Origin of the sequence: Streptomyces sp. NRRL S-1813, from assembly GCF_000719605.1 — a bacterium.
In the GTDB taxonomy this organism is placed as follows: domain Bacteria; phylum Actinomycetota; class Actinomycetes; order Streptomycetales; family Streptomycetaceae; genus Streptomyces; species Streptomyces decoyicus.
Genome location: NZ_JOHB01000002.1, coordinates 433572 through 459412 on the forward strand (window position 1 = coordinate 433572; position 25841 = coordinate 459412).

Annotated in this window: 21 protein-coding genes and 2 pseudogenes; 13 read left to right on the plus strand and 10 right to left on the minus strand. The window is 68.9% G+C overall.

Annotation, left to right across the window (positions count from 1 at the left end; translation table 11 throughout):
• Positions 1-219: 219 nt before the first annotated feature.
• Positions 220-684, minus strand: a complete 465-nt coding sequence (locus tag IF67_RS0106640; RefSeq protein ID WP_030983079.1) for an ABA4-like family protein — start codon at positions 682-684, stop codon at positions 220-222.
• Positions 681-1610: a hypothetical protein gene (locus IF67_RS0106645; RefSeq protein ID WP_030983081.1), complete on the minus strand. Its 930-nt coding sequence runs from the start codon at positions 1608-1610 to the stop codon at positions 681-683. Before IF67_RS0106645 ends, IF67_RS0106640 begins: the two co-directional genes overlap by 4 nt.
• Positions 1611-1831: 221 nt before the next feature.
• On the opposite strand from IF67_RS0106645, the gene IF67_RS0106655 reads away from it, so the two are divergent.
• Positions 1832-2485, plus strand: coding sequence for a MerR family transcriptional regulator (locus tag IF67_RS0106655; RefSeq protein WP_030983083.1), 654 nt, complete (start codon positions 1832-1834; stop codon positions 2483-2485).
• A gap of 661 nt (positions 2486-3146) precedes the next feature.
• Positions 3147-3305: a hypothetical protein gene (locus IF67_RS44160; RefSeq protein WP_199812690.1), complete on the plus strand. Its 159-nt coding sequence runs from the start codon at positions 3147-3149 to the stop codon at positions 3303-3305.
• Positions 3306-3383: 78 nt separating this feature from the next.
• On the opposite strand, the gene IF67_RS0106665 is transcribed toward IF67_RS44160, so the two are convergent.
• From IF67_RS0106665 to IF67_RS0106685, 5 genes are all read right to left on the minus strand, one after another.
• Positions 3384-3728, minus strand: a complete 345-nt coding sequence (locus tag IF67_RS0106665; protein WP_030983085.1) for an MmcQ/YjbR family DNA-binding protein — start codon at positions 3726-3728, stop codon at positions 3384-3386.
• A 213-nt stretch (positions 3729-3941) separates the two neighbouring features.
• On the minus strand, positions 3942-4439 hold the full coding sequence (locus tag IF67_RS0106670) for a potassium channel family protein (protein ID WP_030983087.1): 498 nt from the start codon (positions 4437-4439) through the stop codon (positions 3942-3944).
• A 165-nt stretch (positions 4440-4604) separates the two neighbouring features.
• Positions 4605-5576 (minus strand): trypsin-like serine peptidase, encoded by a 972-nt coding sequence (locus tag IF67_RS0106675; RefSeq protein ID WP_030983088.1) that lies wholly within the window; start codon positions 5574-5576, stop codon positions 4605-4607.
• 217 nt (positions 5577-5793) lie between these two features.
• Entirely contained in the window at positions 5794-6531 is a 738-nt protein-coding gene (locus tag IF67_RS0106680) for an HAD family hydrolase (RefSeq protein WP_030983089.1), read from the minus strand.
• A gap of 120 nt (positions 6532-6651) precedes the next feature.
• Positions 6652-7854 carry an alpha/beta hydrolase family protein gene (locus tag IF67_RS0106685; protein WP_051817734.1) on the minus strand — a complete coding sequence of 401 codons (1203 nt, stop codon included), beginning with the start codon at positions 7852-7854 and terminating at the stop codon, positions 6652-6654.
• A gap of 320 nt (positions 7855-8174) precedes the next feature.
• Between IF67_RS0106685 and IF67_RS0106690 the strand changes: the two genes are divergently transcribed.
• The 6 genes from IF67_RS0106690 to IF67_RS0106715 all read left to right on the plus strand — a co-directional run bounded on the left by IF67_RS0106690 (position 8175) and on the right by IF67_RS0106715 (position 17187).
• The gene (locus tag IF67_RS0106690) at positions 8175-9161 is read left to right on the plus strand and encodes an ArsR/SmtB family transcription factor (protein ID WP_030983091.1); all 987 of its coding nucleotides are present in this window, start codon (positions 8175-8177) and stop codon (positions 9159-9161) included.
• A gap of 193 nt (positions 9162-9354) precedes the next feature.
• On the plus strand, positions 9355-11190 hold the full coding sequence (locus tag IF67_RS0106695; protein ID WP_030983092.1) for a glycoside hydrolase family 15 protein: 1836 nt from the start codon (positions 9355-9357) through the stop codon (positions 11188-11190).
• A gap of 249 nt (positions 11191-11439) precedes the next feature.
• Positions 11440-13236: a hypothetical protein gene (locus tag IF67_RS0106700; RefSeq protein ID WP_030983093.1), complete on the plus strand. Its 1797-nt coding sequence runs from the start codon at positions 11440-11442 to the stop codon at positions 13234-13236.
• A gap of 173 nt (positions 13237-13409) precedes the next feature.
• On the plus strand, positions 13410-14822 hold the full coding sequence (locus IF67_RS0106705) for a purine-cytosine permease family protein (protein ID WP_051817674.1): 1413 nt from the start codon (positions 13410-13412) through the stop codon (positions 14820-14822).
• A gap of 303 nt (positions 14823-15125) precedes the next feature.
• Positions 15126-16214, plus strand: a complete 1089-nt coding sequence (locus tag IF67_RS0106710; protein ID WP_158713047.1) for a type II CAAX prenyl endopeptidase Rce1 family protein — start codon at positions 15126-15128, stop codon at positions 16212-16214.
• Positions 16215-16749: 535 nt separating this feature from the next.
• Complete coding sequence (locus IF67_RS0106715) at positions 16750-17187, plus strand: ATP-binding protein (RefSeq protein WP_030983098.1); 438 nt, start codon at positions 16750-16752, stop codon at positions 17185-17187.
• Positions 17188-17718: 531 nt separating this feature from the next.
• Here IF67_RS0106715 and fabV read toward each other — a convergent pair.
• Positions 17719-18927, minus strand: coding sequence for an enoyl-[acyl-carrier-protein] reductase FabV (gene fabV, locus IF67_RS0106725; protein ID WP_030983100.1), 1209 nt, complete (start codon positions 18925-18927; stop codon positions 17719-17721).
• A 386-nt stretch (positions 18928-19313) separates the two neighbouring features.
• Here fabV and IF67_RS40200 point away from each other — a divergent pair, with 386 nt between their 5' ends.
• Positions 19314-19937 carry a hypothetical protein gene (locus IF67_RS40200; protein ID WP_158713048.1) on the plus strand — a complete coding sequence of 208 codons (624 nt, stop codon included), beginning with the start codon at positions 19314-19316 and terminating at the stop codon, positions 19935-19937.
• A 140-nt stretch (positions 19938-20077) separates the two neighbouring features.
• Positions 20078-20395 (plus strand): annotated as a pseudogene (locus IF67_RS41180) (transposase); the annotation flags it as partial.
• Positions 20396-20502: 107 nt separating this feature from the next.
• Here IF67_RS41180 and IF67_RS46155 read toward each other — a convergent pair.
• Positions 20503-20577: pseudogene (locus tag IF67_RS46155) on the minus strand (DUF6191 domain-containing protein); the annotation flags it as partial.
• A gap of 83 nt (positions 20578-20660) precedes the next feature.
• On the minus strand, positions 20661-20897 hold the full coding sequence (locus tag IF67_RS0106745) for a hypothetical protein (RefSeq protein ID WP_030983103.1): 237 nt from the start codon (positions 20895-20897) through the stop codon (positions 20661-20663).
• A gap of 426 nt (positions 20898-21323) precedes the next feature.
• Between IF67_RS0106745 and IF67_RS0106750 the strand changes: the two genes are divergently transcribed.
• The 3 genes from IF67_RS0106750 to IF67_RS0106760 all read left to right on the plus strand — a co-directional run bounded on the left by IF67_RS0106750 (position 21324) and on the right by IF67_RS0106760 (position 25821).
• On the plus strand, positions 21324-22655 hold the full coding sequence (locus tag IF67_RS0106750) for a helix-turn-helix domain-containing protein (RefSeq protein WP_063754308.1): 1332 nt from the start codon (positions 21324-21326) through the stop codon (positions 22653-22655).
• A gap of 233 nt (positions 22656-22888) precedes the next feature.
• Positions 22889-23497, plus strand: coding sequence for a toll/interleukin-1 receptor domain-containing protein (locus tag IF67_RS0106755; protein WP_051817683.1), 609 nt, complete (start codon positions 22889-22891; stop codon positions 23495-23497).
• On the plus strand, positions 23494-25821 hold the full coding sequence (locus tag IF67_RS0106760) for a hypothetical protein (protein WP_030983109.1): 2328 nt from the start codon (positions 23494-23496) through the stop codon (positions 25819-25821). The genes IF67_RS0106755 and IF67_RS0106760 overlap by 4 nt, the downstream gene beginning before the upstream one ends.
• Positions 25822-25841 lie beyond the last annotated feature (20 nt).

Consider the following 25841-nt stretch of genomic DNA (forward strand, 5'->3'; position numbering starts at 1 on the left):
GATCCCCGATGGGCAGACGAGCAGGCGGAGGCTCCTGGCTGGACAGCTGATCTCGACAATCACCCATCTGCCAGGAGACTCTCCACATCTGGACACCGCCTTTGCGCTCAACTCCCGCCGCATACAGTCAGGTTGAGGCCACTGTCCGTTTCGGAGTCCAAAGTGGGCTCGAGCTGCTGATCAGTCGTCTGTGGCGGGCGAGGCGGGGCCGTGCTCGGCCTACGTGGCCCCGCGGGATGCGGCAATCGCGAGGTCGTCGCGCGTCGAACGCCGTGCCCACGCCGTTCGCAGCCCCAGGAACACCAGCAGCCCGAAGGGCGACAGCAGGATCGTGAAGGCCAGCAGGGGCCCCATCAGCAGGGCGGGGATCCTGAGCCGTCTGGCCTCCCGGTACATCCACTGCCCGATGAGAAGATCCCAGGCGATGACCTGCGACCAGATGGCTCCCGCGCCGTCCGCGAGTGCCGTCAGTTCGCGGAAGGTGCCGAGGTCCGGGCTGCTGACCGCGGTCCAGAGTTCGCCGAACACCGGGACGGCGAGCGCGAGATAGACGAGCAGTACGGGCACCACGGTCAGCGGTGACCCGGCGATGCGGGCGGTCGGGCCCCACCCGGGGGCGAAGATCATGAGCAGCCAGACGGGTGCGGCCAGCCAGAAGGAGAGCTCGAAGAGGAATCCGGTCATGACACGAGTTCCTTCGAGGCGCTGACGTCCGAGGCACTGACGTCTTCAGCAGTTGCCTTGCCCGCAAGGGGAGTCGGAACCCGCAGGCATCCATACGTACCGAGAATGACGGCCACCAGGATCAGGCCGGCCGCCCCCAGAGTCACGCCGTCCGGCTGGATCAGCGGCTGACCCCGCAGCGCCTGCCGGAGGACCAGGGCGAACGCGGCGGCGTACACGCCCGAGGCGAACAGCACCAGGCGCAACCGTACCCGGTCATCGGCAAGGCGGGCGAAGCGCGGTGCGAGGGCGGTCAGCACCATGACCAGCAGCGGCAGGAGTTGCAGTGCATGCATGCCGACGAAGTGCGGGATCCGCAGATCTCCGCCGGTCGTCGACCAGCCGGTCAGCGGCATGGAGGGACCGCCGTCCGGCACGCCCACGCTGTGCGCGCCGACCACCTTGGAGACGCCGCGCCGCTGCCCCGGCGCGGGCTGTGTCATCAGGAAGCCGACGGCAGCCCCGGCCAGCGCCAGGACGATGCCCGAGCGCATCGCCCAGGCGGACGCACGGTCGGCGATTCGGGCGCGGAGCAACAGCACGGCGACGACGAGCGTACCGAGCCACAGGATGACGACCGTGACGGCCATCGCGTTGAACAGCGCCTCGTCGAAGGGCGTTTCGTGGTTGAAGTGGCTGCGCTTCCCGCGCATCGTCTGCCCGGCGATGATCACCATCTCGACAAGGCCGGCCAGCGCGACGACCGTCCCCGCCCACCAGCCCACGCGTCGGCCTCGGGGGAGAAGCGAAAGCATCCAGGCCAGGGAGAGGCAGTACGCCACGAAGGAGGCCGAGAACTTGAACGGCTTGAACCAGATCGGCGCGCCCACCAGCATGCGGTCGTCGGCGACGAGCCCCACTGCCGATACGACCGCCATCACCACCATTGCCGCCGAGAACAGCACCAGCGGCCGATGCCACGACCGCCATGGAGCCGAAGACCACCACGACGGCACAGACCGCGAAGACGGAAGTGACGAAGACATGGATTACTCCCTCATAGATAGCAGCACTATCTGCTATCTGATAGCCCAACTATCTATGATGGGAGGCGAGCTGGCAAGGGCCGGCGAGGTGAGCAGAGCGAAGGTCAAGGAGTGAACCGGCAGTGCGAATCGGAGAGTTGAGCCGAACAACCGGAGTGTCGGTGCCGACGATCAAGTACTACGTCCGTGAAGGGCTGCTGCCTCCGGGCGAGCTGACCAGCCCGAATCAAGCGACCTACGGCGAGGCGCACGAGCGCCGGCTGCGGCTCATCCGCGCCCTGCTCGATGTGGGCGGCATGAAGGTGGCCGAAATCGCGGACGTACTGACCGCCATCGACGATCCGGCGCGTCCGCTGCACAAAGTGCTCGGTGTCGCCGCGGACCGCCTCGGCAGCGCAAACATCGAGCACGACGACTCCGAGTCTGCGGCCGCGCATGCCGTCGTCGCCGACCTCATCTCCCGGCGTGGCTGGCGGACGCACGAGTCGGACCCCGCCGCGGCCGACCTGTCCAAGGCCCTTGCCTCCATGGCCCGGTTGGGGCACGAAGCGTTCGTCGAGGTGCTCGACGACTACGCCGACGCCGCCGAGCAGGTCGCCCGCGCCGACCTCGCGTACGTGGACCGGCGGGTGTCGGTCGAGGGCATGGTGGAGAGTGTGGTGATCGGAACGGTACTGGGTGAGGCGGTGTTCAGCGCGCTGCGCAGGCTGGCCCATGTGGACGCCTCGGCGAAGCTGTACGGCACGGATGGGCCGCCGGAGCGGAAGACGAGCTGACCCTGCGCAAGCCGGGAAAGGCTCACTGTCGGACCGACGGTGCCGGCGGCGGAATCCATCGGTTTTCGGCGACCTGGTGCCGATCGGGTAATTCGCCATCCGGACCCATGGGTGAGAAGAGGCGTATCCGGTCAATCCGCTGAAGGGAAATGCACGCCGAGCGTGGTTTCGGAGCCGGCTCGTCGGCCCTTCGGCCAGGTCGGTCGCCCTCGATCGAAGAATGTCACCGCTGTCGCACACTCTGCGGAGTGGAGCTCACCCTCCCGAGGCAGCCTCATCTGCACGGGGTCCGGGTGCTCAGTGCGCAGGTCGCCACATCACGGGCGAATGGATTTCGGGGTTCCGCCGGGAGTGAGAGCGGACAGGACGTCGTAGTCCAGTAGTGCAAGTCGGAACTAACGTGGCGCGTGAGACCGAGCAAGAGCAGTAAAGGCCTACGCGAAACGGACGTTCCCTCATCAACGGTCTCAGGCGCGGGGTGATCTTTGCGTGGTCGCCGCGCTCATGACACGATGTCCAGCGCCGCACGGGGGAGCGGCGGACGAGTGGGGACAACCTCCCTTTGTGCACCGAGTATTCCACTGTGGTGCTCCCTACTTCCCAGGGCGGCGAGAACCTACCGAGCCGCAATCCAAGAATCACAAGGGAACGGGACACTGACATGACTACTTCCACGCACACCTCCAGCCCCACCCCGATCTATGAAGAGCTCGTCGAGGAGCACGGAGATATCCTCGCCGAAGCCCGCGAGGCCGCCGAGCGTTCCCAGCAGACGGCGTCCCAAGCGCTCGACTGGAGCGACTTGCGCCGCCGGCACTGATATCTGCGGACGTCGCGCCGGAACCGTGGTGAGCGATTCCGGCGGGGGAGTGGCGTCGGGCAGCAATTGCCGGCCGGCTCATTCTTTCCGGGGGAAAGCCTCCACCAGCCGCGTCGGAGCTGCTTGCTTCCAGGAGTCCACGAGGATGTCCCGCAGCTCGTCCATGTCTTCCAGTTCGGCGAGCCGCACCCGCACCCAGGCGGAGCCGGCCTCGTGCGGCGGCACCCAGAACTTTCGCGGTTCCGCGGCGATCAACTCCTGCCGCTCATGTATCGGGCATCTCACGGCGAACGACGTCTCATCGTCGGGGATCGTGATGAACATTTTTCCGGCGACCCGGAACGTGGGCATCTCCCAGGCTTCCTTCTCCACCGTCTCGGGGAGGGAAAGGGCGATACGGCGGACATCAGCGGAATCGATCACGCTCACCAGCTTAGACACACAGGGAATGAGCTAACAGGCTTCCCCCCACACACGCTTCCTCGGGCTTCCCAGCGCTTCCTGGAGCTTCCCGCAAGGTGAAGCCATGGCGCCGTTGGCGGCCGCGGGGTCCCCCCGCCGACGGCGCGACGCCCATGCTCAGGGCCCGCCAATCCTCCTCGGCCCTCCTCGGCCAAGAGTCGCCGCCCTCCTTGCTCAAGGGGCGGAGTGCGTACCTTTGTCCCGGATCAGATTCTCGACGTGGTCAAAACGCGCGTGCAGCGTGCGCAGTTCCGAACGCATCGCCTCCGCGTCCACGCGTGCGTGGCTTCCCACTGACTTGCCCAGGCGGATCATGTCCTGCTCCGCGTGGCCGACGAACCAGGTGGCGAGGGCCGCCGTGATGACGCCGAATGCCGTAATGGCGCTGAGCATCAAAAAGGAAGCAATGACGCGGCCCCACAGGGTGACCGGATAGAAATCCCCGTAACCCACTGTGGTAGCGGTCTCGATCGACCACCACAATGCCCTCGGGTAGGACGTGATATTGGCGCGTGGCGCGCCGGATTCGGCGACCACGACCAGAGCGGCACCCCCGAGAAGTGCCGCGGTCATGACGACGGTGACCCAGAACGCCGCTCGTGCATGAAGTCGGCGCCACGATTCATTGCCGAAGAGGCGATTCAGTACGGACAAGAGAAATGACGGCACCAACGGGCGTCACCTTCCACTGCGGGCGGGCCTGGTGGGCAAAGAGCCTTTAGTCATCGCTGACATTAACAGGGGCCAAGGCAATGCCCGGATATGTGGAGGGTGATGACGCGTCCGGCGTTCATCCACCATCTATTCATCCGCCGTCCACTCATCGACACTTTTCGCTCACTTCGACGGCGGACTCCGGCGCGGTCCGGCAGGCGTATCGCCGCGCACGGCATGCAAGTAGAGCGCCAGCGCGTCGCCCGTGAAGTACGAGCTGTAGGAGACGTCCGGGAAGTCGCCCCCGGTGTGGTAGCCGCCGATGACGCCGATCAGGGCGTAACCGGTGAAGTCCCGTACCAGAAAGGGCCCGCCGGAGGTGCCGCCGATATAGCCCGCGCAGGCGATCTCCAGGAAGTTGCCGGGGGCGGCCGGGTCGGTACTGGTGTACCGGTGCGTGGAGGAGGTGCAGTCAAGGGGCTTGGGATGGCTGGTGTCGCTGTTCCCGGGGTAACCGATGAGCCGAACGTTCCGGTGGTCATATCCCGGGTACGGCAGGAGGTCGAAGCCGCCGGTGACCGTCTCCACCTCGGCTCCGTCCTCCCGCGCCGCGAGCCGCACCACCGCGTAGTCCCAGCGGGCGCCCGCGTTCGTTCCGAGGTCGTAGTACCGCTGGTCGAGGTAGATGCGGTCGACGGGGTAGATCCCGTGCGGCTTCAGGCCGTCGTGATACTGCGGCACGAACGACAGGTGCCGCTTCGGGTCGGGGGAGCGGAGACAGTGTGCGGCACTGACCACGAGGTCGCGGTGCGGGCTGCGCACGACCGTGCCGCCGCAGAACCGGCCGGTGTTGCTGCCGTCCGTCCAGAAGAAGGTTCCCACCTGGGGGAGGCCGTCGAACGGGTGGCTCGGTGGTGGAGTGGGTCCCGCTGCCGGGGGCCGCGTCTTCGAACTCCTGGTGACGGCGGCCGGTTCCGCTGCCCTCATCCGCTGCGGGCTCCAGTACGAGTCGGCGGACGCGGCCGGGCGGCCGGAGCCGCCCGGTGCGGCCGCCGCGTGCGCAGGCGGTCCGGGCGGGAGCGTGAGCGCGAGTCCGAGAAGCAGGGGGGTGAGCAGCAGGGTGAAGCGGCCGCGTGCAGCAATCGGTCTGCTCATGATCCGGGTCCTCCCCAGGGCACGGCGTACGGAACGGGAGACAGATGCGAGGCGAGCGTGCCATGGTCCTACGCCGGGGAGGCGTATGGCGAGAGGCCGGGCCGGAATTCCCGCCGGTGGTGGAGCGAGTGGGCGCCGAGTGGGCAGTGGGATGCCCGTGACGGGTCAGCCGGCGGCTGCCGGGGAGCGGCCATGGCTCCGGGCATCCAGGCCACGTTCAGGCCGAGATCAGCCCCGCCAGCCGCAGTACCGCGTCCAGTCCTCGTAGCGAACCGGGAGCGGCTCCCGCAGGAAGCACATAGGAACGCAGGCCCGCCCCTACCGCGCCGCCGTCCTTGGCGGGGTGGTCGCCCACCATGAGCGTCTCGGACGGATCCGCGCCCAGTTCGCGGCAGGCGTGGCGGAACAGCAACGGGTCGGGCTTCTCCGTGCGGTGCTCATAGGAGTGCACCCAGGCCGAGATGAACCGGTCGAGGCCGTGGTGGGCGAAGGTGGTCCGGAGGTCCCAGCCGACGTCGCTCACCACTCCGAGGGGGAGGCCGCTTTGGGTGAGGCGGGCGAGCGTGGGTGCGGTGTCCGCGTAGGGCAGCCACTGCTCGGGAGCCCGCAGCTGTTCGTAGAGCGCCTCGGCGCAGGGAACGAGCTCGGGGACCGAGGCGTACCACGTGGTGAAGGCGTGCCGGTGGGCCTTCGAGGAGACGTCCCGAGCGCGTTGGGCTTCGACGACGTCAGGGTGGGACAGGTTGGCTTCCAGCCCGTTCAGCAGACGGTCCATCATCACGTCGTCCACCGGCTCGGCGAGTGCTGCCCGGATCCTGTCCTCGTACGTTCCTATCTGGAACAGCGTGCCGGAGAAGTCGAAGAGCACGGCGCGAACGGCGGCCGGGCGCGGTGCTGCCGAGGCGGCTGTGACGCGGATGGGACCTTCGGGACCGCAGACAGGGACGAAGCTCATGCGTTCTTCCTACCGCACTGTCGCAGTTCCGGTCGTGGGGCTGCGCACTCCGCCGCGGTACGGCGAAGGCCTCAGCCGTACCGCGGTGTGCGGGGCCCATCGGTTTCCCGCCGACTTCTGTCAGTGCGCGGGCAGATGCCGGGCGAAGAAGGAGTGCACGTAGCCGCGCAGGAGGGGAACCGACACGGCGGGGTCGATGGCGCCGACCAGCTTGTTCCGGTTGCCGGCGGTCATCAGCCCGGCGGATTGCAGCTGGGGGGCGATGGTGGCGTAGTCGGTGAACACCCCGTGCGTGGCGTGGTCGAGCTGACGCCGGTGGGTGCGGCCGTGCGGATGGGCGAGCATCGCCGACCAGGAACGCTCCAGTTCCTTCTGGTAGCGGAAGCCATCCGTTCCCAGCAGGAGCAGCGGCCGGTCCACCCCGTACCGGGCGACCGGGTACAGCTTCCCTTCCCGGCCGGGCACCTCCGGTGGATGGTCCAGAAACCCTTCCAGGTTGACCGCCGCGACGATGCGTCGGTCCTCGTACATCGCCTGGGCCGCGGTGGTGCCGCCGGCCGAGTGCCCGTAGATGCCCGTCCGCCGCAGATCCAGCGCACGACCGAGGCCGTGCGGCAGCGGGTGTCGCTCCGCGTCCGGGTTCCGCCCGCCTGCCAGCGCCTCCAGCTGGTTCAGCACGAAGCGGGTATCCGCGATCCGGGTGTCGATCATGCTGCGGAAGAGCGCCGGCTCCTTCCGGGGGTCTCCTCTGAAGACGGTGGTGCGGACCTTCTTCCTCCCCTTCATCCGGTGGGGGAACTCGACCTCACTGGCATCGCCTGGGTGGTCGATGGTGACGACCACGTAGCCGTGGCTCGCCAGCTCTTCGGCGAGACCGGTGCCCAGGGTGCGCGGGTCGCCGCCTCCCGGGCTGTACAGCAGTACCGGTCGTCGCGCGGGCAGTGCGGGCGCCCCCGTGTGGGAATGGGTTCTGGTGGCCGCCCAGTTCACCCCGCGGGTCGGCAACTCCCCATGGAAGAGGGGATCGACATGGGGGAGAGTCTTCGCGGCGCCCTCGGTCATCTGCGCTGCGACCGGGTAGCCGCGGACGGTGCGGGCGGGATAGAACACCGTGACCATCACTTCCCGAACGGGGAGCGGTTCCCATGGGTCGCGCCTGGAGCGATCCACCAGGTGCAGTGCGGTGACCCCGGTCCGGTGCGGTCCGGTGGGCGCCGGCAACCGTACGGTGACCTCGCCGGCGGGTTGCGCCTGTGTGGGGTGTGCCTGGAACCGTGCTTGTGCGGGTCGTGCCTGCGCGCGCCCGGCGCCCGTGAGCAGCATCGCGGCCGCCAGCACCGCTGACTTGGTGACGGCTCGTCGGTCTGGCGCGGCCGCCACCCCCTCACCACCCGCGGTGACATCAACGCCCTTTCCCACGGCGGAGGTTCGTCCCGCCCGCCCGTCGTCGACCGCCTTCTTGCGCAACATGACTCTCCCTTGTGCCGCGGCTTTCTTCCGCTGTGACGTCAGTCCTTGTGCCTTCCGGCCGCCCCCTGGGTGGAGGGAAGGGGGCACGACCTGGATGCTGGCAGCCGGTGGGGAGGGCCGGCGATCGTTGAGGCCCTGCCCTGAACGATGGCGCGCTGTCACCAGGGAGAGTAGTGATCCGGATCCATTTCACGACCGCCGACTTCGCCCAGGTCCGTTTCGCGCCCCGGCCGGCTCCCTTGCAGGAGCTGAACGTGGCACTCAGGAAAATGTGCCGCCCGGACGACGAGTTGCTCTTCGGCCGCTGGAGACGACGCCTGCTCCGGTCCCTTCCTCCTGCCGTCCTGCCGCTGAGGGACGTGGTCCCTGCGGAGGCGGCCCCCGCCTTCCTCGATGTGTTCAGCGACACGCTGAAGGAGGGAGCGGACACCGTCCGGGCCACACGCCCGGACCTGGTGCGCTCCGAGTTGGAGCGCGTGTACGCCCGGCAGGCGTCCCCGGCTCCGCTGTGGATCCGTGGTCTGCACCGCGGTGACGCCGAGGCCTGGCAACTCCTCGGCCGCGCGCAGCGGGCGGCCTTCGATACGGCACTGGGTCCTGTGTGGCCCCTGGTGCAGGACCTCCACCAGAGGGAGTTCCTCCGCCATGCGCTGGCCGTGGCGGAGCACGGCACCGGCGCCGCACTTGCCGCACTCGTCCCCGGCGCCCGGGTGCACGAGAGCCGCTGGGAGCTCGAAGCACCCTACGAGCAGGACATCGAGCTGCGCGGTCGCGGCGTGCTGCTTCTGCCCACCTTCCACTGGACCGGCCGGCCCCTCATCTCCCACCCGCCCGACCGTCCGCTGACCGTGACCTACCCGGCCGGTCCGGGGGTGCCGCTCCCGCCGGCCGAGCCGGATGACACGGACGACGCGCTCGCCGGGGTGCTCGGGCGCACACGGGTCGAGATCTTGCTCCTGCTCGCGGACGGGCACACCACCAGCGAGCTCGCCCGGCGGCTGGCCGTCAGCAATGCCACGGTGTCCGCCCACACCGCCGCGCTGCGCGGCGCGGGCCTGATCACCACGGTTCGCGCGGGGCGCGCGGTCCTGCACCGCCGCACTGCTCTGGGGAACCTGCTGGTGCGGCGCCGGGGTGGAACGCGCGGTACGCACGACTGACCGGATGTCTCCAGGTCATGGGCGTAGCCGGCGGTGTCCGCGCTGGTGGCGGCGGCCTCCGGATCCCGCGCCTCGATCACACACAGTGACGCGCCGTTGCGGGCGCCGACCGCCCATCGCCGGCTCGGCGCCCGCAACCGTGCGGAGGTAACCTGAATCCACTGCTCCCGCAGCCCCGTCCCGGGGAGGTCGGATGACCGCCGCTGTGAGCCTCCGCCCCAGCAAGGCGGACGCACTTCGCTACACCCCCATCGCCGAGCACGGCCTGATCGGGGACATGCGTACGGCCGCGCTCGTCGGGACCAACGGCACTATCGACTGGTATTGCTGCACACGGTTCGACGCACCCAGTGTCTTCGCGGCGATCCTGGACGCCGACCGTGGCGGGGCCTTCGAGCTGGCCCCGGACGTACCCGCGCGGACGAAGCAGTTCTACTTCCCCGACACCAACATCCTGATCACGCGGTTCTTCGCGGACCACGGTGTCGGCGAGGTCCAGGACTTCATGCCGATCGTCGACGACTCACGCGAGGCGGACCGCCACCGGCTGATCCGGCGGGTGCTCTGCGTGCGCGGGGCGCTGCCGTTCACCGTCCGTGTGGCACCCCGCTTCGACTACGGGCGCAGCACGCACACGGTGAGTACGCGGCAGGGCCAGACCGTGTTCGACTCCCCGGATCTCTCTCTTGCGCTGACCTCCAGCGTTCCCGTCGAGACCGACGGCCCGGATGCCACCTCCTCGTTCACGCTGGCCGAGGGGGAGACCGCGGTGTTCGCGCTCGACCGGATCGGCGAGGGGTTGGAGCCGCGGGCCTGTCCGGTGACGGAGGCGGAAGAACTCTTCGGTGCCACGGTGCGGTACTGGCGCAGATGGCTGTCGAAATCCCGCTACCGAGGGCGCTGGCGGGAGATGGTGCACCGCTCCGCGCTCACCCTCAAGCTCCTCACCTACGCCCCGACCGGGGCCATCGTGGCCGCGCCCACGACCAGCCTGCCCGAACAGGTCGGCGGCGAGCGCAACTGGGACTACCGCTATGCGTGGGTGAGAGACGCCGCGTTCTGCATCTATGCGCTGCTCCGACTGGGGTTCACCGACGAGGCCAAGGCCTTTGTGCATTTCCTGTCCGAGAACGTCGGCCTCAATGACGGTTCCGGCGGACCGCTTCAGATCATGTATGGCATCGACGGCCGCAGCGAACTCCCCGAGGAGGAACTCCTCCACTTGGAGGGCCACTTGGGCTCGACGCCCGTGCGGATCGGCAACGACGCCGTCAACCAGCTCCAACTGGACATCTACGGGGCCCTTATCGACTCCCTCTATCTCTACGACAAATGGGGAGAGCCGCTGTCCAGTGAGCACTGGGACACCGTAGGCACCCTGGTCAACTGGGTCTGTGACAACTGGGACCAGCCGGACGAAGGGATCTGGGAGACCCGGGGCAAAACCCAGCGCTTCCTGTACGCGCAGCTGATGTGCTGGGTCGCGATCGAGCGCGCGATGCGGATCGCCACCCACCGGGGCCTGCCGGCGGACATGCCCCGCTGGGCGCATGCCCGTGACGCGATCTACCACCGCATCATGGAGCGCAGCTGGTCCGCCGAGCGGAAAGCCTTCGTCCAGCACGAGGGCGACAACGTCCTCGACGCGTCCGTCCTGATGATGCCGCTGGCCAAGTTCATCTCTCCCACCGACCCGAAATGGCTCTCCACCCTGGACGCGTTGGGCGAGGAGCTGGTGTCCGACTCCCTGGTCTACCGCTATGACCCGCGCCGCAGCCCGGACGGACTGCGAGGTGAGGAGGGCACCTTCTCGATCTGCTCGTTCTGGTACGTCGAGGCGCTGTCCCGCGCCGGCCGGGTGGACGAGGCCCGGCTCGCCTTCGAGAAGATGCTGACCTACGCCAATCACCTCGGGCTGTACGCCGAAGAAATCGGCCGTACCGGCGAACAGATCGGCAACTTCCCTCAGGCCTTCACCCATCTGGGACTCATCAGCGCCGCGTTCAACCTCGACCGGGCACTGGGCTGACGAACTCCCCTTGCCCTGCCCCCCATTGACATCTACTGAACGCGGCGAGGGCTCCGTGGGAGCTTGCGCGCTTACGCAGAAACCCCGTAACTAGGCTAAATAGCCTGGCGCTTGAGGATTGGTCAGTGCCAAGTTTGCGGATTCCCGACAGAAGTCTTGACGTGCCGTTCACATGTGATGAACATGCATCGGGCAAGAGAGCGCTCCCATGCACTTCACTCGTTCACTTCCTGAACTAGGAGAGCTGCGATGCCCACACCCCCCACAGGCGCCACGGCCCCTCGCACACCGAAGCCCTCACGCCGCAGGGTCCTGGCCGCGATGGCGGCCGCGCTTCCCGCCGCAGGCCTCCCGGTGCTGTCCTCCCGGGCGTCCGCGGCGCCCGCCGCAGCCGCCGCACTTCCGGGCGGGGGCGATCTCGGCCCGAACGTCCTGGTCTTCGACCCCGCCACGCCCAACATCCAGGGAAGACTCGACGAGATCTTCAAACGGCAGGAGTCGGCCCAGTTCGGCAACGGGCGGTACGCGCTCCTCTTCAAGCCGGGCACATACAACGGTCTGAACGCCCAGCTCGGCTTCTACACCGCGATCGCGGGCCTCGGTCTGTCGCCCGACGACACGACCTTCAACGGTGATGTGACCGTCGACGCCGGGTGGTTCAACGGCAACGCGACACAGAACTTCTGGCGTTCGGCGGAGAACCTCGCGCTCCGTCCCGTCAACGGCACCAACCGGTGGGCCGTGGCCCAGGCGGCACCGTTCCGGCGGATGCACGTCAGGGGCGGGCTGAACCTGTCGCCCGACGGCTACGGCTGGGCGAGCGGCGGCTATATCGCCGACAGCCGTATCGACGGCACGGTGGGCCCGTACTCGCAGCAGCAGTGGTACACCCGTGACAGTTCGGTGGGCGGCTGGAACAACGCCGTGTGGAACATGGTGTTCTCAGGAGTCGAGGGAGCCCCCGCGCAGAGCTTCCCCAACCCGCCGTACACCACCCTCGACACCACTCCGGTCTCCCGTGAAAAGCCCTTCCTCTATCTCGACGGGGCCGACTACAAGGTCTTCCTGCCCGAGAAGCGGACCCACGCTCGCGGCACCACCTGGGGTAACGGCACACCACGGGGCGAGTCCCTTCCGCTCGGCCAGTTCTATGTGGCCAAGCCCGGCGTCGACGCGGCGACCCTCAACGCCGCGCTGGCCCAGGGCCTCAACTTGCTTCTCACGCCCGGGATTTACCACGTCGACCGGGCGATCGAGGTGCAGCGCGCGAACACGGTGGTCCTGGGGCTGGGGTACGCGACGATTGTTCCGGACAAGGGGGCGACGGCCTTGAAGGTGGCCGACGTCGACGGTGTGCGGCTCGCCGGGTTCCTGATCGATGCCGGTCCGGTCAATTCCGCAACGCTGCTGGAGGTCGGCCCCGAGGGCTCCTCCGCGAGCCACGCCGCCAACCCGACCACGGTCCAGGACGTCTTCCTGCGGATCGGCGGGGCGGGCCCCGGCAAGGCGACCACCAACATGGTGATCAACAGCAACCACACCATCGTCGATCACACCTGGGTCTGGCGCGCCGACCACGGGGACGGAGTGGGCTGGGAGACCAACCGGGCCGACTACGGGGTCCGCGTCAACGGTGACGACGTCCTGGCGACCGGGCTCTTCGTCGAGCACTTCAACAAGTACGACGTGGAGTGGCGCGGCGAGCGCGGGCGCACCGTCTTCTTCCAGAACGAGAAGGCGTACGACGCTCCCGATCAGGCCGCGGTGCAGAACGGCAACATCAAGGGGTACGCCGCGTACAAGATCGCTGACGACGTGACCACGCACGAGGGGTGGGGCCTGGGCAGCTACTGCTTCTACAACGTGGATCCCACCATCCGCCAGGACCACGGCTTCGAGGCGCCGAACAAGCCGGGTGTGAAGTTCCACGATCTGCTCGTGGTCTCCCTGGGCGGCAAGGGCCAGTACGAGCACGTGATCAACGGCATCGGGGCTCCCACTACGGGCACCTCGACGGTGCCGTCGACGGTGGTGTCTTATCCCTGAGGCGTGAGGCGTGAGGCGTGAGGCGTGAGGCGTGGGCCCTGAGCCTCTGGGGCCGTCTCCGTCTCCGCCTCCGTCCGGCACCACCGGCCGGTGGTGCCGGGCCAGGGGGCCGTTGCGGGCGGGCCGGCTGTCCGGCCTACGGTAGGGCGCGCATCTGTTGAGCCTGGAGAGTCATGACCATCGAAGAATCCGCCTTCCGAGGGCGGATGCCTGCCCGGCCCGGTGACCTGACGGTCGAGCGGCACGGTATCGAGCCGGTGCCTGAAAGCAACCGCTATGGAAGGTCTGCCCGACTTTTCACCGTGTGGTTCGCCCCCAATCTCACCATGACCGGAGTGTTCTCCGGCACCGTGGGCGTCTCCCTGGGGCTGGACTTCTGGACGGCCCTCACGGCCATGGTGCTCGGCACGATCGTCGGCGCGGTACCTGCCGCCTACCTCGGCACCTGGGGCAGCCAGACCGGGACCGGCCAGCTGCCGCTGTCGCGGCTGGCCTTCGGCCGTGGAGTGGCACTGCCCGGCATCATGCAGTGGCTCTCCTCCGTCGCCTGGGACGCGCTCATCGGCCTCTTCGGCGGCGAGGCGCTGGCCCAGCTGCTCGGCTGGCCGTTCTGGCTGGGCGCGCTGGTGGTCCTGCTCCTCCAGGGAGCCGTCGGCGTCTTCGGCTATGAGGCGCTGCATCAGCTCCAGACGGTGATGACCTTCGTGCTGGGCGCCGCTTTCCTGGTCCTGAGCGTCAAGCTGCTGTCCGGCGTGCCGCTTCCCCTGTCGGGTTCCGCGCACGGTGCCGACCGTCTCGGCGCCTTTATCCTGACCAGCACCATCGCACTCAGTCTGGCCATCTCCTGGGCCCCCTACGCCTCGGACTTCAGCCGCTACCTGCCCCGTACGACATCCCGGCCCCGGATGTTCTGGTACTCCGTGCTCGGCATGGTGCTGTCCTTCGCCTGGGTGCAGGCGCTGGGGTTGTGGGGGGCCGAGCTCTTCACCGACCAGACGGCCGCCGGGGTGCACGGGCTGCTGGGCGGCGGGGTGCTCGGTGCCTTCGGCCTGCTGGCCATCGCGGCCGCCGCGGTGTGCAGCAATGCCATGAACGATTACAGCGGCTCCCTGGCGCTCCAGACGGCCGGCATACGGGTTCCCCGGCCGCTCGCCGCGGCGGCAGCGGCCGTACTCGGCTTCCTGCTGGTGCTCTGGATGCACGCCGCGGACACCACGACGCGCTTCCAGAACCTGTTGTTGTTCGTGGGCTACTGGATCCCCGGTTTCGTCGGCATCGTCCTTGTCGACGCGAGGCTGCGCGCCAAGGCCCGCCGCGGTGCGCCGATCGACGTCGAGGCCGAGTTCGCCCGCCCTCAGCCGTGGTGGCCCGCGTGTGCCGCTTTCGTCGTCGCGTTCGCGGCGGCCGTGCCCTTCATGGATACGACCCTGTTCGTCGGCCCCGTCGCGGCCGCGCTCCATGGCGCCGATTTTGCGTACTACGTCGCATTCATTGCCTCTGTTGCCGTATATGCACCTTTGCGGAGTCTTTCTGGTGCTCGTGCGGACCGGACGTCCGAGCCTGCCGTGACTGCGCCGGGCGCCTGAACCCTTCGCGTACGACCGCTGGACCGAGGGATCTGGATCGAGGGATGTAGTCCCTGGCCGCGACACGTCATGCCGCAGGAGGGTTTGCCGGGCCGTTCGTGTCGGGTGCGCCGGGGTGCGGCTTCATCGTCGATGCCGCGGGCACACGTAGCTCTCGAAGAGCTTGCGGGGTACGGCGGTCCGGTGCCCGACCGGTGTGGCCGGTCGGGGTGACGAGCCGCCACCGGGCCCGGTTCGATGCGCACGGACGATTCCGGCGGACGCACCCGGACATCCCTCCCGCTGATCGTGAAGGGAGAGCTGATGGCTACGACCTGCGGCACGACGACGCCGGTTCGGGGCTCCGCATGGCGGGCCTGGGGGAGAGCGCTGCTCGGCGGTGCGGTGATGGCGTGTGCGCTGGGGGCGGGCAATGCGCTGGGGGAGGCGCTCGCGCGGCTGCTCGGCGCCGAGGGATACCTGCGGCAGCTGCTGCCTGCCGCACTGGTGAGTTTGCTGGCCGTCCCGGCCGTACTGGGCTTACGGGCCATGCGGTCAACAAGCCGCTGCCCCATGGGTCTGGGGCCCCGTTCCTCGGCGCCCCTCGGGTTCCTTCGTGGCCTGGGCGTCACCGCCTCGTGTGCCGCCCTCGCGCTCGGGGCCGGTACGGCCCTCGGGTGGGTCCACTGGTCCGCCCTTGACCCGGCAGCCCTCGCCTCGTTCCTGGTGGGCAACGCCTTGGTGGCCGTGCTGCTGGAGGCGCTGCCGGAGGAGGCGACACTGCGTGGTTACGCCTGGGCCTCGTTGCGCGACCGGCTTGGCGGGGTGATCTCGGCCCTGGGGACGACGGCGGTCTTCCTGCTGGTGCCGGCGGCATCCACCGTGGCGCAGGCCGGAGTGTCCCGTCTCGTGGGCGTGGCGGCTCCGCCGATGGGTGTTACTCCCGCTGGTCAGGATCCGATTGCCTATCTCGTGCTGCTCTCGGTCTTCGGTCTCACGCTGCTGGCCGCGCGGACGGCGCCGGGGTCCGCGCCCCTGTGGGTGGCGATCGGCACCCATGTGGCTTTCCTCAGCGTCAACCGCGTCGTGTTCGAGGGCGTACAGCGTGGCGCAGGCTGGTCGGCGAAGGTTGCCCCGGCCCACGCCGCGGTTCTCGAACTGGGATATCTGGCGGCCACGGCGATGGTCTTCGTCGGTGCGCGGGTCGTGTCGTCCCGAGTGCGGGCGCGGGCGCAGCGACGTGGGCCGGGGCGCCCGTCCGCGGCGACGGCACACAGCGCCGGCGTGTGGACAGGGGCCGGCTCGCGACTTGTCCCGGCCGGCCGGGAGTGGCCGTCCGCCGTTGGCCGGGAGTGGTCGTCACATAGCCGAGGGGCGCGCATCATTCGACGTGGTGAGGTTGGGCAGCTATAGGTTTGTTTGCTCGTATTTGACTGATTAGGGGTGGGTCTGGTCGGTCACGTGGTGTTGAGCCCGGCGCGGGAAGGTGGCGTCGGGCTCGACGCATCACGCCGCCGGATATTCGTCCCTACCTGCCGCGCAACGACTGGAAAGGGCCAGCCCCTACCCATCGGCCCGTGAAGGAAACCGGGGAAATGCCCGATTGCTCGCGGCGGATTCGGGCACCCGACTGTCCGGAGGAGGATGACGGTGGTTCCGCTTTTGCCGCTGCCGCTCGCGCGCTGAGCTTTTCGGCGCCGGAGGGGCACGGCAGGCCTGAGGGCGTGGCGGTGGCCGTACTCGCCGTCCAGCTGCCGGGTCGGCGTGAGGTGTTCCACAGCGCTCCGCTTGGCCATGCCCGTTCGGGACAGGCGCGGGGTCGGTCTTTCCACCGTTGCGGCGAAGAAACCACTTCGTCCCACCTCGGAGATTTGGGATTGGTGGCCCGGGAAGAGGGCACGCTTTCCGGCCTGAAGGCAAGACGACGCGATATGAGGTGAGCTTTATCATGAGCACCGCCGAGGCTCCGCACACCAATACGGCGTCGCCGGTGCTGGAGCTTCAACTCGATTGCCATTCCGAAGCAGTCGGGCCCGCACGGCACCTTGCATCCGGCTACCTGGAGCAGCTGGAGCCCTCCGTGGAAAGGGACACCAGGGAGGCGGTGATCCTTGTCGTCTCCGAACTGGTTACCAATGCGGTACGGCACGCGGGCGGAAAGACCTGCACCTTGCGGCTGCGGGCCGGCCCGGAGTCGGTGGTGGTCACCGTAGGCGATTCCAGCCCTGTTCTTCCCCGCCCCCGCACCCCCGACGTCACCGGAGAGGGCGGAGGTTTTGGATGGTCGATGGTCTGCCGGATCGCGACCGCCGTGGAGATCAGGCGAGAACAGGCCGGCAAAACCGTGACCGCGATCGTCCCCCGCCAGGGGCGCGGCACACCGTGACCGGCCAGGCCGTGGCCGATGAGCCACGACCTGAGAACACAGCCGTCCGCCACGGCGGACACCCGGGCCGGCCACCTGGTCTGCTGATGACGCGGTGGATGTCGACCCCCCTCAGCCGCCCGAATGCTCCCTCGAATGCACTCACGACGGAGCCGGCCACCCGATGAAGCCGTCATAAGCTGACGCCGGTCATCAGGTGGAGTCGGTCATAAGCTGACGCCGGCCGTCCGATGAAACCAGGCCCGGCCGCCTGAATTCCTTGACGGTGGAACCGAATTCGCCGCGCAGGCAGACGACGAACGACCGTACGTCCGCACACACTCCTGGCCGCGCCCCTCATCACCAGGGAAACTTCCTTCCTCATGACAGGACTTCCCTAAGGCGAGCGAGCCCTTTCCTCAACTTGACGAACTCACCCCTTACTGTCAGGTCGACCAACTCACCCTTGCTGCCAGGTGATGTCAGGGGACGTCAGGGAAAGTGGTGGCGTCCGGCCGAAACCACCGGATCCGGTCGTCGTTTTCCCGGGGATCAGGAAGTGGCGTCCGGCCAGGGAACCTGGGTCGCGGTCGGGGCCGTGTAGTCGATTCCCGGTACCGCAAAACCGTAGAGGCGCTGGACCTCGGCGTGGAACCAGTCGAGATCGGCGAGGCGGGTAATGGTCTCGGTGGTGGCCGAGTCCCACCTTTCGGTGACGGCGGCCTGGACCGCGCTGTTGAGTTCCCAGCCGTCGAGACGGACCCGGCCGTCCTCATCCGTGTCGAGCGGCCGGACGCCGGTCAGCTGGTCCCACAGGTCGGACAGCTGCGCAATCGGCGGCACCAGAGCCTCGCCGAGAACGCCGCGCAGCAGACCGACGTAGAGGGCGATGCCGGGGATGGCGGTGGAGGACTGTGTGACCGCGGCCCCGTTGACGGAGGTCACCGCTCGGCCGCCGACCAGCTTGTCCAAGCGCTCGTCGAGAGTGCGGGCGGTCGCTTCGAGATGCGCCTTGGCGGCGCCGATGGTGCCCTGCCGGTAGATCCCGTCCGTCAGCGGGGAACCGATGTACGACAGAGCGGCGGTGGAGAATCCGGTGGCGAGCAGACCGCGGTCGGCGAGATGATCGATCCACCGCTCCCAGTCCGCGCCACCCATCACCGCGATCGTCTGCTCGACGTCATCGCCCTCGGCCGGCTGCGTCTCCACCTCCTTGACCTCCGGAGCCCCGTCCCCGTCGAAGACGAGGGTCTTGGTGCAGTAGGCCTCGCCGATGGGCTTGAGGGCCGAGGAGTAGGTGATACCGGTTTCCGGGTCGGTGCGTCTCGGTGAGGCAACCGAGTAGATCAGGTGGTCCAGGCGGCCGAAGCGCTGGCGGAGAAGGTCCGCGACCTGGTCCTTCATCTCGTCGGAGAAGGCGTCGCCGTTGAGGAACACCATGTCGTGGCCGTGCCGCCGGGCGAGTTCAGCGGTGGCGGCGGTGCGGTACCAGCCGGCCGTGGCCGTGCGCCGCTCGGTAGGGGCCTTCTCGAAGCAGACGCCGATGCCGCGGATCCCCGCCCGGGCGAGTCCGGCGATCGTCGCGGCCAGCCCGTAGCCGGCTGACGAGCCGATGAGGAGTGCCACCGGAGCGCTGTCCGGGACACGGGCGGGTGCGGGGGCGGCCTCCCACATCTCCTGCACCACGCGCTCGCAGCCGGCCGGGTGGGAGTCGAGGAAGAGGAATCCCCGGCTTCGCGGGGTGATGACACGTTCGCTCATGACGCACGTCCTTCAGGTCGTCGCGGAGGAGGCGGGCCGCCACCGGAGCACGCACCGCCCCTGCAAGTCTGCGACCCCATACCTCCCCATGATCGTCTTGGCGGCCACAGTATTGGAGTGATGCATTTGGAGGTTTTCCCTCAGTTCGAGCGGAGACGGGTCCCTCCCAGCGCCGGCCTGGGGCTGCACCGGCCCGGGGACGGCCGCATGCACTTCCGGGCGCGGCGAGGGCGAGCCACGACCAGTCGCCGCACCACCGGTGCGGGGGCGAGCCCGGCGGTGACATGAGCAGGGTCCCGATGGCCTGGTGACCCGCCGTCACACCAGCGTCCGGGGCCGCGGAGCCCGCCTCCGGACGGGATGTCCCGGCTCCGTACACTCACTGCATGCTTCCCGGACGTACCCCTTCTCCTGATGCCGCCATGTTCCCCTTCGGCAAGCAGCGGATGCGCCGGACCATGCCCGGTGCCCTCGCCGCTCTCGCCCTCGGTCTGTCGATGCCGATCTCCTGCGTGGTCTACGGATACGGCGTCGGTACCTGGGTGTTCGCGGTGCTCTGGTTCCTGGTGTTCGGCGGCGTCGGGGTGTTCATGGGCTGGGTCGGGTGGTCGGACCGCAAGGCGTACCTGGCGTTCGACGCGACCGGCGTGTGGTGGTGGCACGACAAGACGGCGCACGCGGTCATCCCGTGGGACTCGCTCGACAGCGTGGGCCTGTTCCTGTGTCACCAAGGGCCGGACAAGTCGGGGCACCGGCTGGCAAGTCTCGAACTGTGCCCCACCGGCGGGGTGCAGGAGCACGACCCGGCACTGGCCCCGCTCGTCGTCGAGGAGCAGTCCGGGGTGCCCGGCGTATCCGACCGCCGCTACCGCATCGGCATCCCCGTGTTCGCCACCCGCCACTACGGCCAAGCGCTGCTCGAGGCCGCCCGCTCCCGCGCCGCCCACCGGTGGTTCGGCGAACACGAGCGCGCCGCGGGCTACCTGCGTCCCCAGGACCTCATCAGCTAGGACCGACCCCGCACTTCGGGGGCGGGGCGAGCCATCGTTGCGTGGTTTGCCTCCGCCCCGCTTTCCCCCGCCCCCCGCTTTCCTCCCGCCCCGCTTGCCGTACGACTCCGCGGGCCGGTGGGGGGTGGAGGACCGCGGACGTGTCGTCGTCGGCGGACGGTGTTGTTGTGCCTCCGACGGAGGCGATGCGTCCCCAAGGCGGTGGTCGACGGGGTGCGGGCGATCGTGAAGTGCCGACGGCGATCTTGTTCGTTGCCACCACGGGCTGGACGTGGCGGCAGTTGCCGCCGGTGTTCGGGCCGGCCTGGCCCACGGTCTACCGACGCTTCGCCCAGTGGTCGAAAGCGCGGGTGTGGGCGCGGCTACACCGCGTTGTACTCGATGAACTCGGTGCCCGCGGGGAGCTGGACCGGTCGCGCTGTGCGATCGATTCCGTCAGCATCCGGGCGGCAAAAGGGGGGCGTTGACGAGCCTGCTACGAGCGCAAGGCCGAGCACTTCCTTGCCTTCGTCGGCAGAGCAGCACCCTCATCTGTCACCGCAGACTCACCACATGAGATGACCTCTCAACTGCGCCGCCTGATCACAGCTCTGCCCGCATCCAAGTCGATGCCCGTCCGGCGCGGAGCTCCGTCGTGTTGGTCGTCTTACAGGGTCAGATCCACCCTGCGCTGTTCCAGCTGTACGTGCTTGTTGCCGTTCCACATCGTGTGCCGTTCCTCAGTCATGGTGGCGCCCAGGCCCACTCCACCAGCTGGAGTGCGGCCGGCCAGGCGGCGCCGCAGCCACACCGGACGCCCCGACCTGAGCACCACCTGCCGCGCCGCAGCCAGCAGGAAACCACCAATAGATCCAGGAGGCCGACCGGCAGGTTCTCCGCGGTGTTGAAGGTGAAGGCGGCCAGCATCAGGGCTATGAGTACCACCGGCCTGTGCCACCGGGCCGGTTGCGCCGTGATCATGCGGCCTCGTTCTGACCTCGCTGGTTGCGCCTGCTCCGTGGCACCGTCCACGGGGGTACCTCACCGGGCCCACCGGTCCCGCCGCAACCGAATTCGTCTGCCGTGGCGGGGGAGGGGGAGGGGGAGGATCAAGTATGGCCTTCGAGGCCGCAGTCGCCCCATTGAGTCTGACAGTCCGGCCGGGCCGGCCGGTAGCCGATTCCGGGGCAGCGGATGCGGGCCAACTCCCCGCCATCGCTAATGATCTCAACGATTCGGAACGGACGCAGGCAGTGAAGTGACCCGTTGCGCAAGGGCTCCTTCCTGCGGAGAAGGGGATTTGCCTCGTGCGAAGCGGAGCGTGATGAAACCGATAGCAAGCAATGTGTGAAGAGGATGCGAGAGTCGGTGTGATGCGTGGCACACTCCCTTCACCGGTCGCGAGCGATGAGGGGGGCGGGCGGGGTGCAGCGGATTCCTGTGCGGTTCGGGGCGGAGTTACGTCGGCGAAGGATTGAAGCGGGGCTGTCGCTGGGAGAACTGGCGACTCTGATTTGCTTTTCCAAAGGGCACTTGAGCAAGATCGAGCGCAGTGTGAAGGCGCCCAGCCATGATCTTGCCCAGTTATGCGACAGCGCCCTCAACGCCGGAGGGCAACTCAGCAGCCTGATTTCCGCACCTGAGCGCAGCGCCGTCGTGGTGCCCGTCGCGGAAGCGGATGTCGGTACGCCCTGGACATTACGTATGCACGCCGGTGGTGAGAGCGACTTCGTGGCATTCGACCAGGCGTCGCTCGGCGCCGGGGCCCTGCCCGCCACCCTCGTGAGTTGGTCGCTGGCGCCCCCGCTCCTCGAAAGCGGGGAGACGAATTCGGCCTTGCCGTACTTCCGCACTGTCTTCGACGAGTTCCGCCGGATGGGGCAGCTCTTCGGACCGTCCGTGGTCGCCCAGCTCTGTATCGCGTCCACCAGCGCCCTGCGGGGCATGGCCCATCAGGCGCAGCCGGGCCACCGTGAAGTCGTGCTCCGGCTCGCCTCCCGGTTCGCCGAGTACACCGGGTGGATGGCGCAGGAGGCGGGCAGCGACGCGGCGTCGCTGTGGTGGACCGAGCAGGCGGTCCAGCTGGCCGCGGACGGCGGTGACGACGAGCTGGCCGCGTATGCCCTGGTCCGACGGGCGGAACTGGCCCTGTACACCGGTGATTCGGTGGCCACCATACAACTGGCCCGGCGGGCCGGACAGCAGGCCCGCAGCGCACGCATCCGCGGGCTCGCCGCGCAGCGCGAGGCGCAGGGGCACGCACTGGTGGGTGACCGCGACGCCTGCCGCCGCGCTCTCGACCGCGGTGCGGAACTGACCTCCGGCGCGGCGCCTCCGGGTGGCGTGGACCCGGTCCTCGGCAGTATCCATCTGCCGGATCTGATGGCCTTCGTCGCCGGCTGGTGTATGCACGACCTCGGCTCCCCGGCAGAGGCGGTCACCCTGCTCGGGGACGGCCTGGACGCCATTCCGCCGGAATCCCGTCGGGCCAGGGCGCGATATGGCGCCCGGCTCGCGCTTGCACTGGCGAACGTCGGTGAAATCGAACAGGCCTGTGCGATCGCCGAATTGGTCGCCGGTCATGTTGCCCTCATCGACTCGGCGACCATCCGTGCCGATCTTCTGCGCCTGAGCCGCGCGCTCAATCGTTGGCCAAAGAATCCCACTGTCCGACGGACCCTTCCGCATATCGCGATGGGTCTGCACGCCAACCGGACCGGGCCGGAAACTCCTGCCTGACTGCTGACGGACCGGACCGCCGTACGCAGAAGGCTGCCCGAAGAACCCGTAATCCTGACGTATCCGTGGTGTTCCGTTGCCCGGCCAAAAGGCCGAGGGCAACGCGTTGACCACGCCTGAAACCCCTGTGAATCTCGGCTTCATCCCCTATGCCCCGCGACAGCCCGAGTGGCCCGTGCAGCACACGGCTGCCGCAATCCACCGCTGTCATCCTGAGGAAAGGCAGAACAATCATGGCCGGAGTATTCATCAACTACCGGACCGGTGACGGTGCCGTGGCGGCTGTCCTGCTCGATGAGGAATTGAAGGACGTATTCGGGCCGGAAAACGTCTTCCGGGACCGCCGCACCACTCCGCCGGGCGTGCACTTTCCGCCCGAGTTGTGGCGCCGCCTCGAAAACTGCGGGGTCCTCCTCGTGCTCATCGGCCCGAACTGGCTCTCCGTGCGGGACGAGGCCGGCCGGCGCCGGATCGATGTACCGGGCGACTACGTCCACGACGAGATCCGCGCGGCCCTCCAGTGGCGCAAGACCGTCATCCCCGTGCTGATCGATGCGGCCGTGCTGCCGTGCAAGGACCAACTTCCAGCCGATATCGCAGAACTGACGGAGCGACAGTTCATGCAGCTGCGGGTGCCGTACGCGCATCTCGACCTTCCCGACATCACGGAGGCACTGCGCAGCCACGTACCCGTGAACCGGACGGCCCGGCAGCCGGCCCCGGCGGACGGGACCGCGCAGCCGGGCGGGAACTCCACCTATGACCGGTGCGCCGTCAACAACGGAAGCGGCAACCCCAGCTACTACGAGGGCCGCGACGCACAGAGCGGAGGCAGGCCGTGAGTGAGACCGAACAGGCCGTCGCGGAGGGAGAGGCGCCGGAGAGGCCGGGCGAGGACCTCTCCTCGGCGGCGGACTCCGCTCCGGCCGCGGACGACCCCGCACCGAGCGCGCCCGAACCGGTGGAGTCCGCCGCGGCCCCACCGTCCGACGGCACCGAAGCAAACCCCGCGGGCGCCGCGCCCGACCACCCAGCAGCCAAGATGGGCGACCCCCGCCCGTCGGCCCAGGAGACCGGCCGCCAAGCACCCCGCCGGGAAACCGGCGACGGCGGCGACTTCACCCGCTACCAGCAGGCCCGGCAGCAGAACGCCCTGAACAAGCTCAAGCGCAGTGCCGTCGCCAACGGCAGCGGCTCCGCCTTCTACGCCGAGCAGCTGACCATCGGCGCCGACACCGGCATCGAGATCCAGGTGCTGAGCGTCTCCGCGCTGACCGTCGCCCAGCACCTGGACTCCCACCAGGACGTCGACCAGCAGGCACAGATGGCGTCCCGGCTCGCGGCGCAGCACGTCCTGGTGCTCGCCGGGCAGCCGGGAAGCGGTCGCCAGTCCACCGCCCTGAAGCTGCTCGCCGGCTGCTGCCCCGACGACAGCATCAAGATCCTGCACAGCGAGGCCCAGGGCATCCTCCAGGCCCTGTGCCGACGCGCCGACGAACTGCTCACCCCGGGCGGCTTCGTGGTGGACCTGGACGACCAGCCACTGAAACTGTCGACGCTCGAAACACTCGGCCATCTCGCCCGCAAACAGCGCGCCTTCCTCGTCGTCATCGGCGAACCGGGCCCGGTGGACCCCGACCGGCTGCGCCCCCACGCCTTCGAGCACCGGCGCCCGGCCCTCGGCGACGTCCTGGCCGTGCACCTGCGCAGGCTGCTCGCCGGGCACCCCGGCGCCTGCACACAGCCGGACTGCACGGCCGAGCACACCGCGGCGTTCATCTCCCGGATGCTGGAGGCACAGCAGGTGCAGCGCACCCTCGAGGGGGCCCCGTCCGTGCGCAGTGTCGTGGAGTTCGCCGATGTCCTGGCGCAGCGCGTCCACGCGGAGGACACCAGTCTCGGTGAGGTCATCGGGCAGTGGCGTGACCGGCTGCGCCGGCTGGCGAAGCAACTGCTGCACGTCCCCGCCGAGACCTCACAGGGCCCGGTCCTGGATCCGCACCGCCAGGCGTTCCGTATCGCCTATGCGTTCTTCCACGGTCATCCGCTCTCCGACGTCTTCGAAGCGGGCGAGGTCCTCAGCGCGACCGTCCTGCCGCGCTACGAGACCCGTGAACCGGCACCCACCAACCACGTCTTCGAACGGGAACTGGACCAGCTGATCCCGCAGGAGATGCGCGCCAGTGCCGACGCCACGTCCGGTGGCCGCGCCGACGACAACCCCCGACGCGCCCGGCTGGTGGACGAGGAGCTGATGCACGCGGTCATCGAGGTCGTCTGGCACGACTACGACAGTCTGCGGCACCCGTTGCGGGAGTGGCTGACGGCGCTGGTCGCCGGCCCGCTGGAGCGGATACGGGTCCGTGCCGCGCAGATCGCCGGAATCCTGCTCAGCCATGACTTCGACAGCGTCTACCGGGACCTGATCCGGCACTGGGCCGGGGAGTCCGCGGCCTACCGGCAGTCCGCCGCGCTGGCCCTGGAGATGGCGGCCCACGACCCGCGGCTGGTGCACCGGGTACGGGGCCAGATCAGAAGCTGGCTGAGCAGCCCCCGGTGGCAGCTCCAGGACAGCGCGGCCCGGGCCTACGGAACCCTGGTCGGTGCACAGGACGTCCCGGACACCCTCTGGGCACTGCGCGAACTGGGCAGTCGGCCGGAGCTTGCCTTCAGCAGCTCGGTGGCCTTCTCGATGTCCTGGCTCTATCTCGCCGGCGCCCCGGGCCCGGCAGCCGACGCCCTGGACCACTGGATCACCTCGGACAACGACCATCTGTCCCAGCACGCCATCCGCACCCTGCTGATCCTCAGCCGCTACGGCGCAGGCCCGGACCGCCGCGACCGCCCCGTCCTTGCCGACACCGCCATGACCGACCCGGACCGTGCCGAGGCCCTGGTGCGCCTCTGGCGCCACGCCCTGATGGGGAAGGACAGCTCGACACGCGCCTGGGACCTGCTGCGGCGCTGGCTGCTCGCAGGGGACGCGGACAAGGAACTCGCCGCCTTCCTGGAGGTACTCGTACCGCGGATCTGCGCCCGGCCGCTGTCCCTGCGCGCCGGGTTCTACCTGGGCATGTGGGCCGGACGTCACCCGGACTCGACCACCCTTCGCCGGCTCCGCCCCCAGCCGCCCCGAGGCGGCCGCGCCACCGACTCCGCGTCCTGACCGACGCCCATACGAAGAGG

Excerpts from the sequence above, each read along its gene's own strand:
- IF67_RS0106750 (WP_063754308.1), top strand. The coding sequence starts at position 21,324 with ATGAGGGGGGCGGGCGGGGTGCAGCGGATTCCTGTGCGGTTCGGGGCG.
- IF67_RS0106715 (WP_030983098.1), top strand. The coding sequence starts at position 16,750 with ATGAGCACCGCCGAGGCTCCGCACACCAATACGGCGTCGCCGGTGCTG.
- IF67_RS40200 (WP_158713048.1), top strand. The coding sequence starts at position 19,314 with ATGCTTCCCGGACGTACCCCTTCTCCTGATGCCGCCATGTTCCCCTTC.
- IF67_RS0106710 (WP_158713047.1), top strand. The coding sequence starts at position 15,126 with ATGGCTACGACCTGCGGCACGACGACGCCGGTTCGGGGCTCCGCATGG.
- IF67_RS0106705 (WP_051817674.1), top strand. The coding sequence starts at position 13,410 with ATGACCATCGAAGAATCCGCCTTCCGAGGGCGGATGCCTGCCCGGCCC.
- fabV (WP_030983100.1), bottom strand. The coding sequence starts at position 18,927 with ATGAGCGAACGTGTCATCACCCCGCGAAGCCGGGGATTCCTCTTCCTC.
- IF67_RS0106700 (WP_030983093.1), top strand. The coding sequence starts at position 11,440 with ATGCCCACACCCCCCACAGGCGCCACGGCCCCTCGCACACCGAAGCCC.
- IF67_RS44160 (WP_199812690.1), top strand. The coding sequence starts at position 3,147 with ATGACTACTTCCACGCACACCTCCAGCCCCACCCCGATCTATGAAGAG.
- IF67_RS0106695 (WP_030983092.1), top strand. The coding sequence starts at position 9,355 with ATGACCGCCGCTGTGAGCCTCCGCCCCAGCAAGGCGGACGCACTTCGC.
- IF67_RS0106680 (WP_030983089.1), bottom strand. The coding sequence starts at position 6,531 with ATGAGCTTCGTCCCTGTCTGCGGTCCCGAAGGTCCCATCCGCGTCACA.
- IF67_RS0106685 (WP_051817734.1), bottom strand. The coding sequence starts at position 7,854 with ATGCTGCTCACGGGCGCCGGGCGCGCGCAGGCACGACCCGCACAAGCA.
- IF67_RS0106640 (WP_030983079.1), bottom strand. The coding sequence starts at position 684 with ATGACCGGATTCCTCTTCGAGCTCTCCTTCTGGCTGGCCGCACCCGTC.
- IF67_RS0106755 (WP_051817683.1), top strand. The coding sequence starts at position 22,889 with ATGGCCGGAGTATTCATCAACTACCGGACCGGTGACGGTGCCGTGGCG.
- IF67_RS0106645 (WP_030983081.1), bottom strand. The coding sequence starts at position 1,610 with ATGGTGGTGATGGCGGTCGTATCGGCAGTGGGGCTCGTCGCCGACGAC.
- IF67_RS0106745 (WP_030983103.1), bottom strand. The coding sequence starts at position 20,897 with ATGATCACGGCGCAACCGGCCCGGTGGCACAGGCCGGTGGTACTCATA.
- IF67_RS0106675 (WP_030983088.1), bottom strand. The coding sequence starts at position 5,576 with ATGAGCAGACCGATTGCTGCACGCGGCCGCTTCACCCTGCTGCTCACC.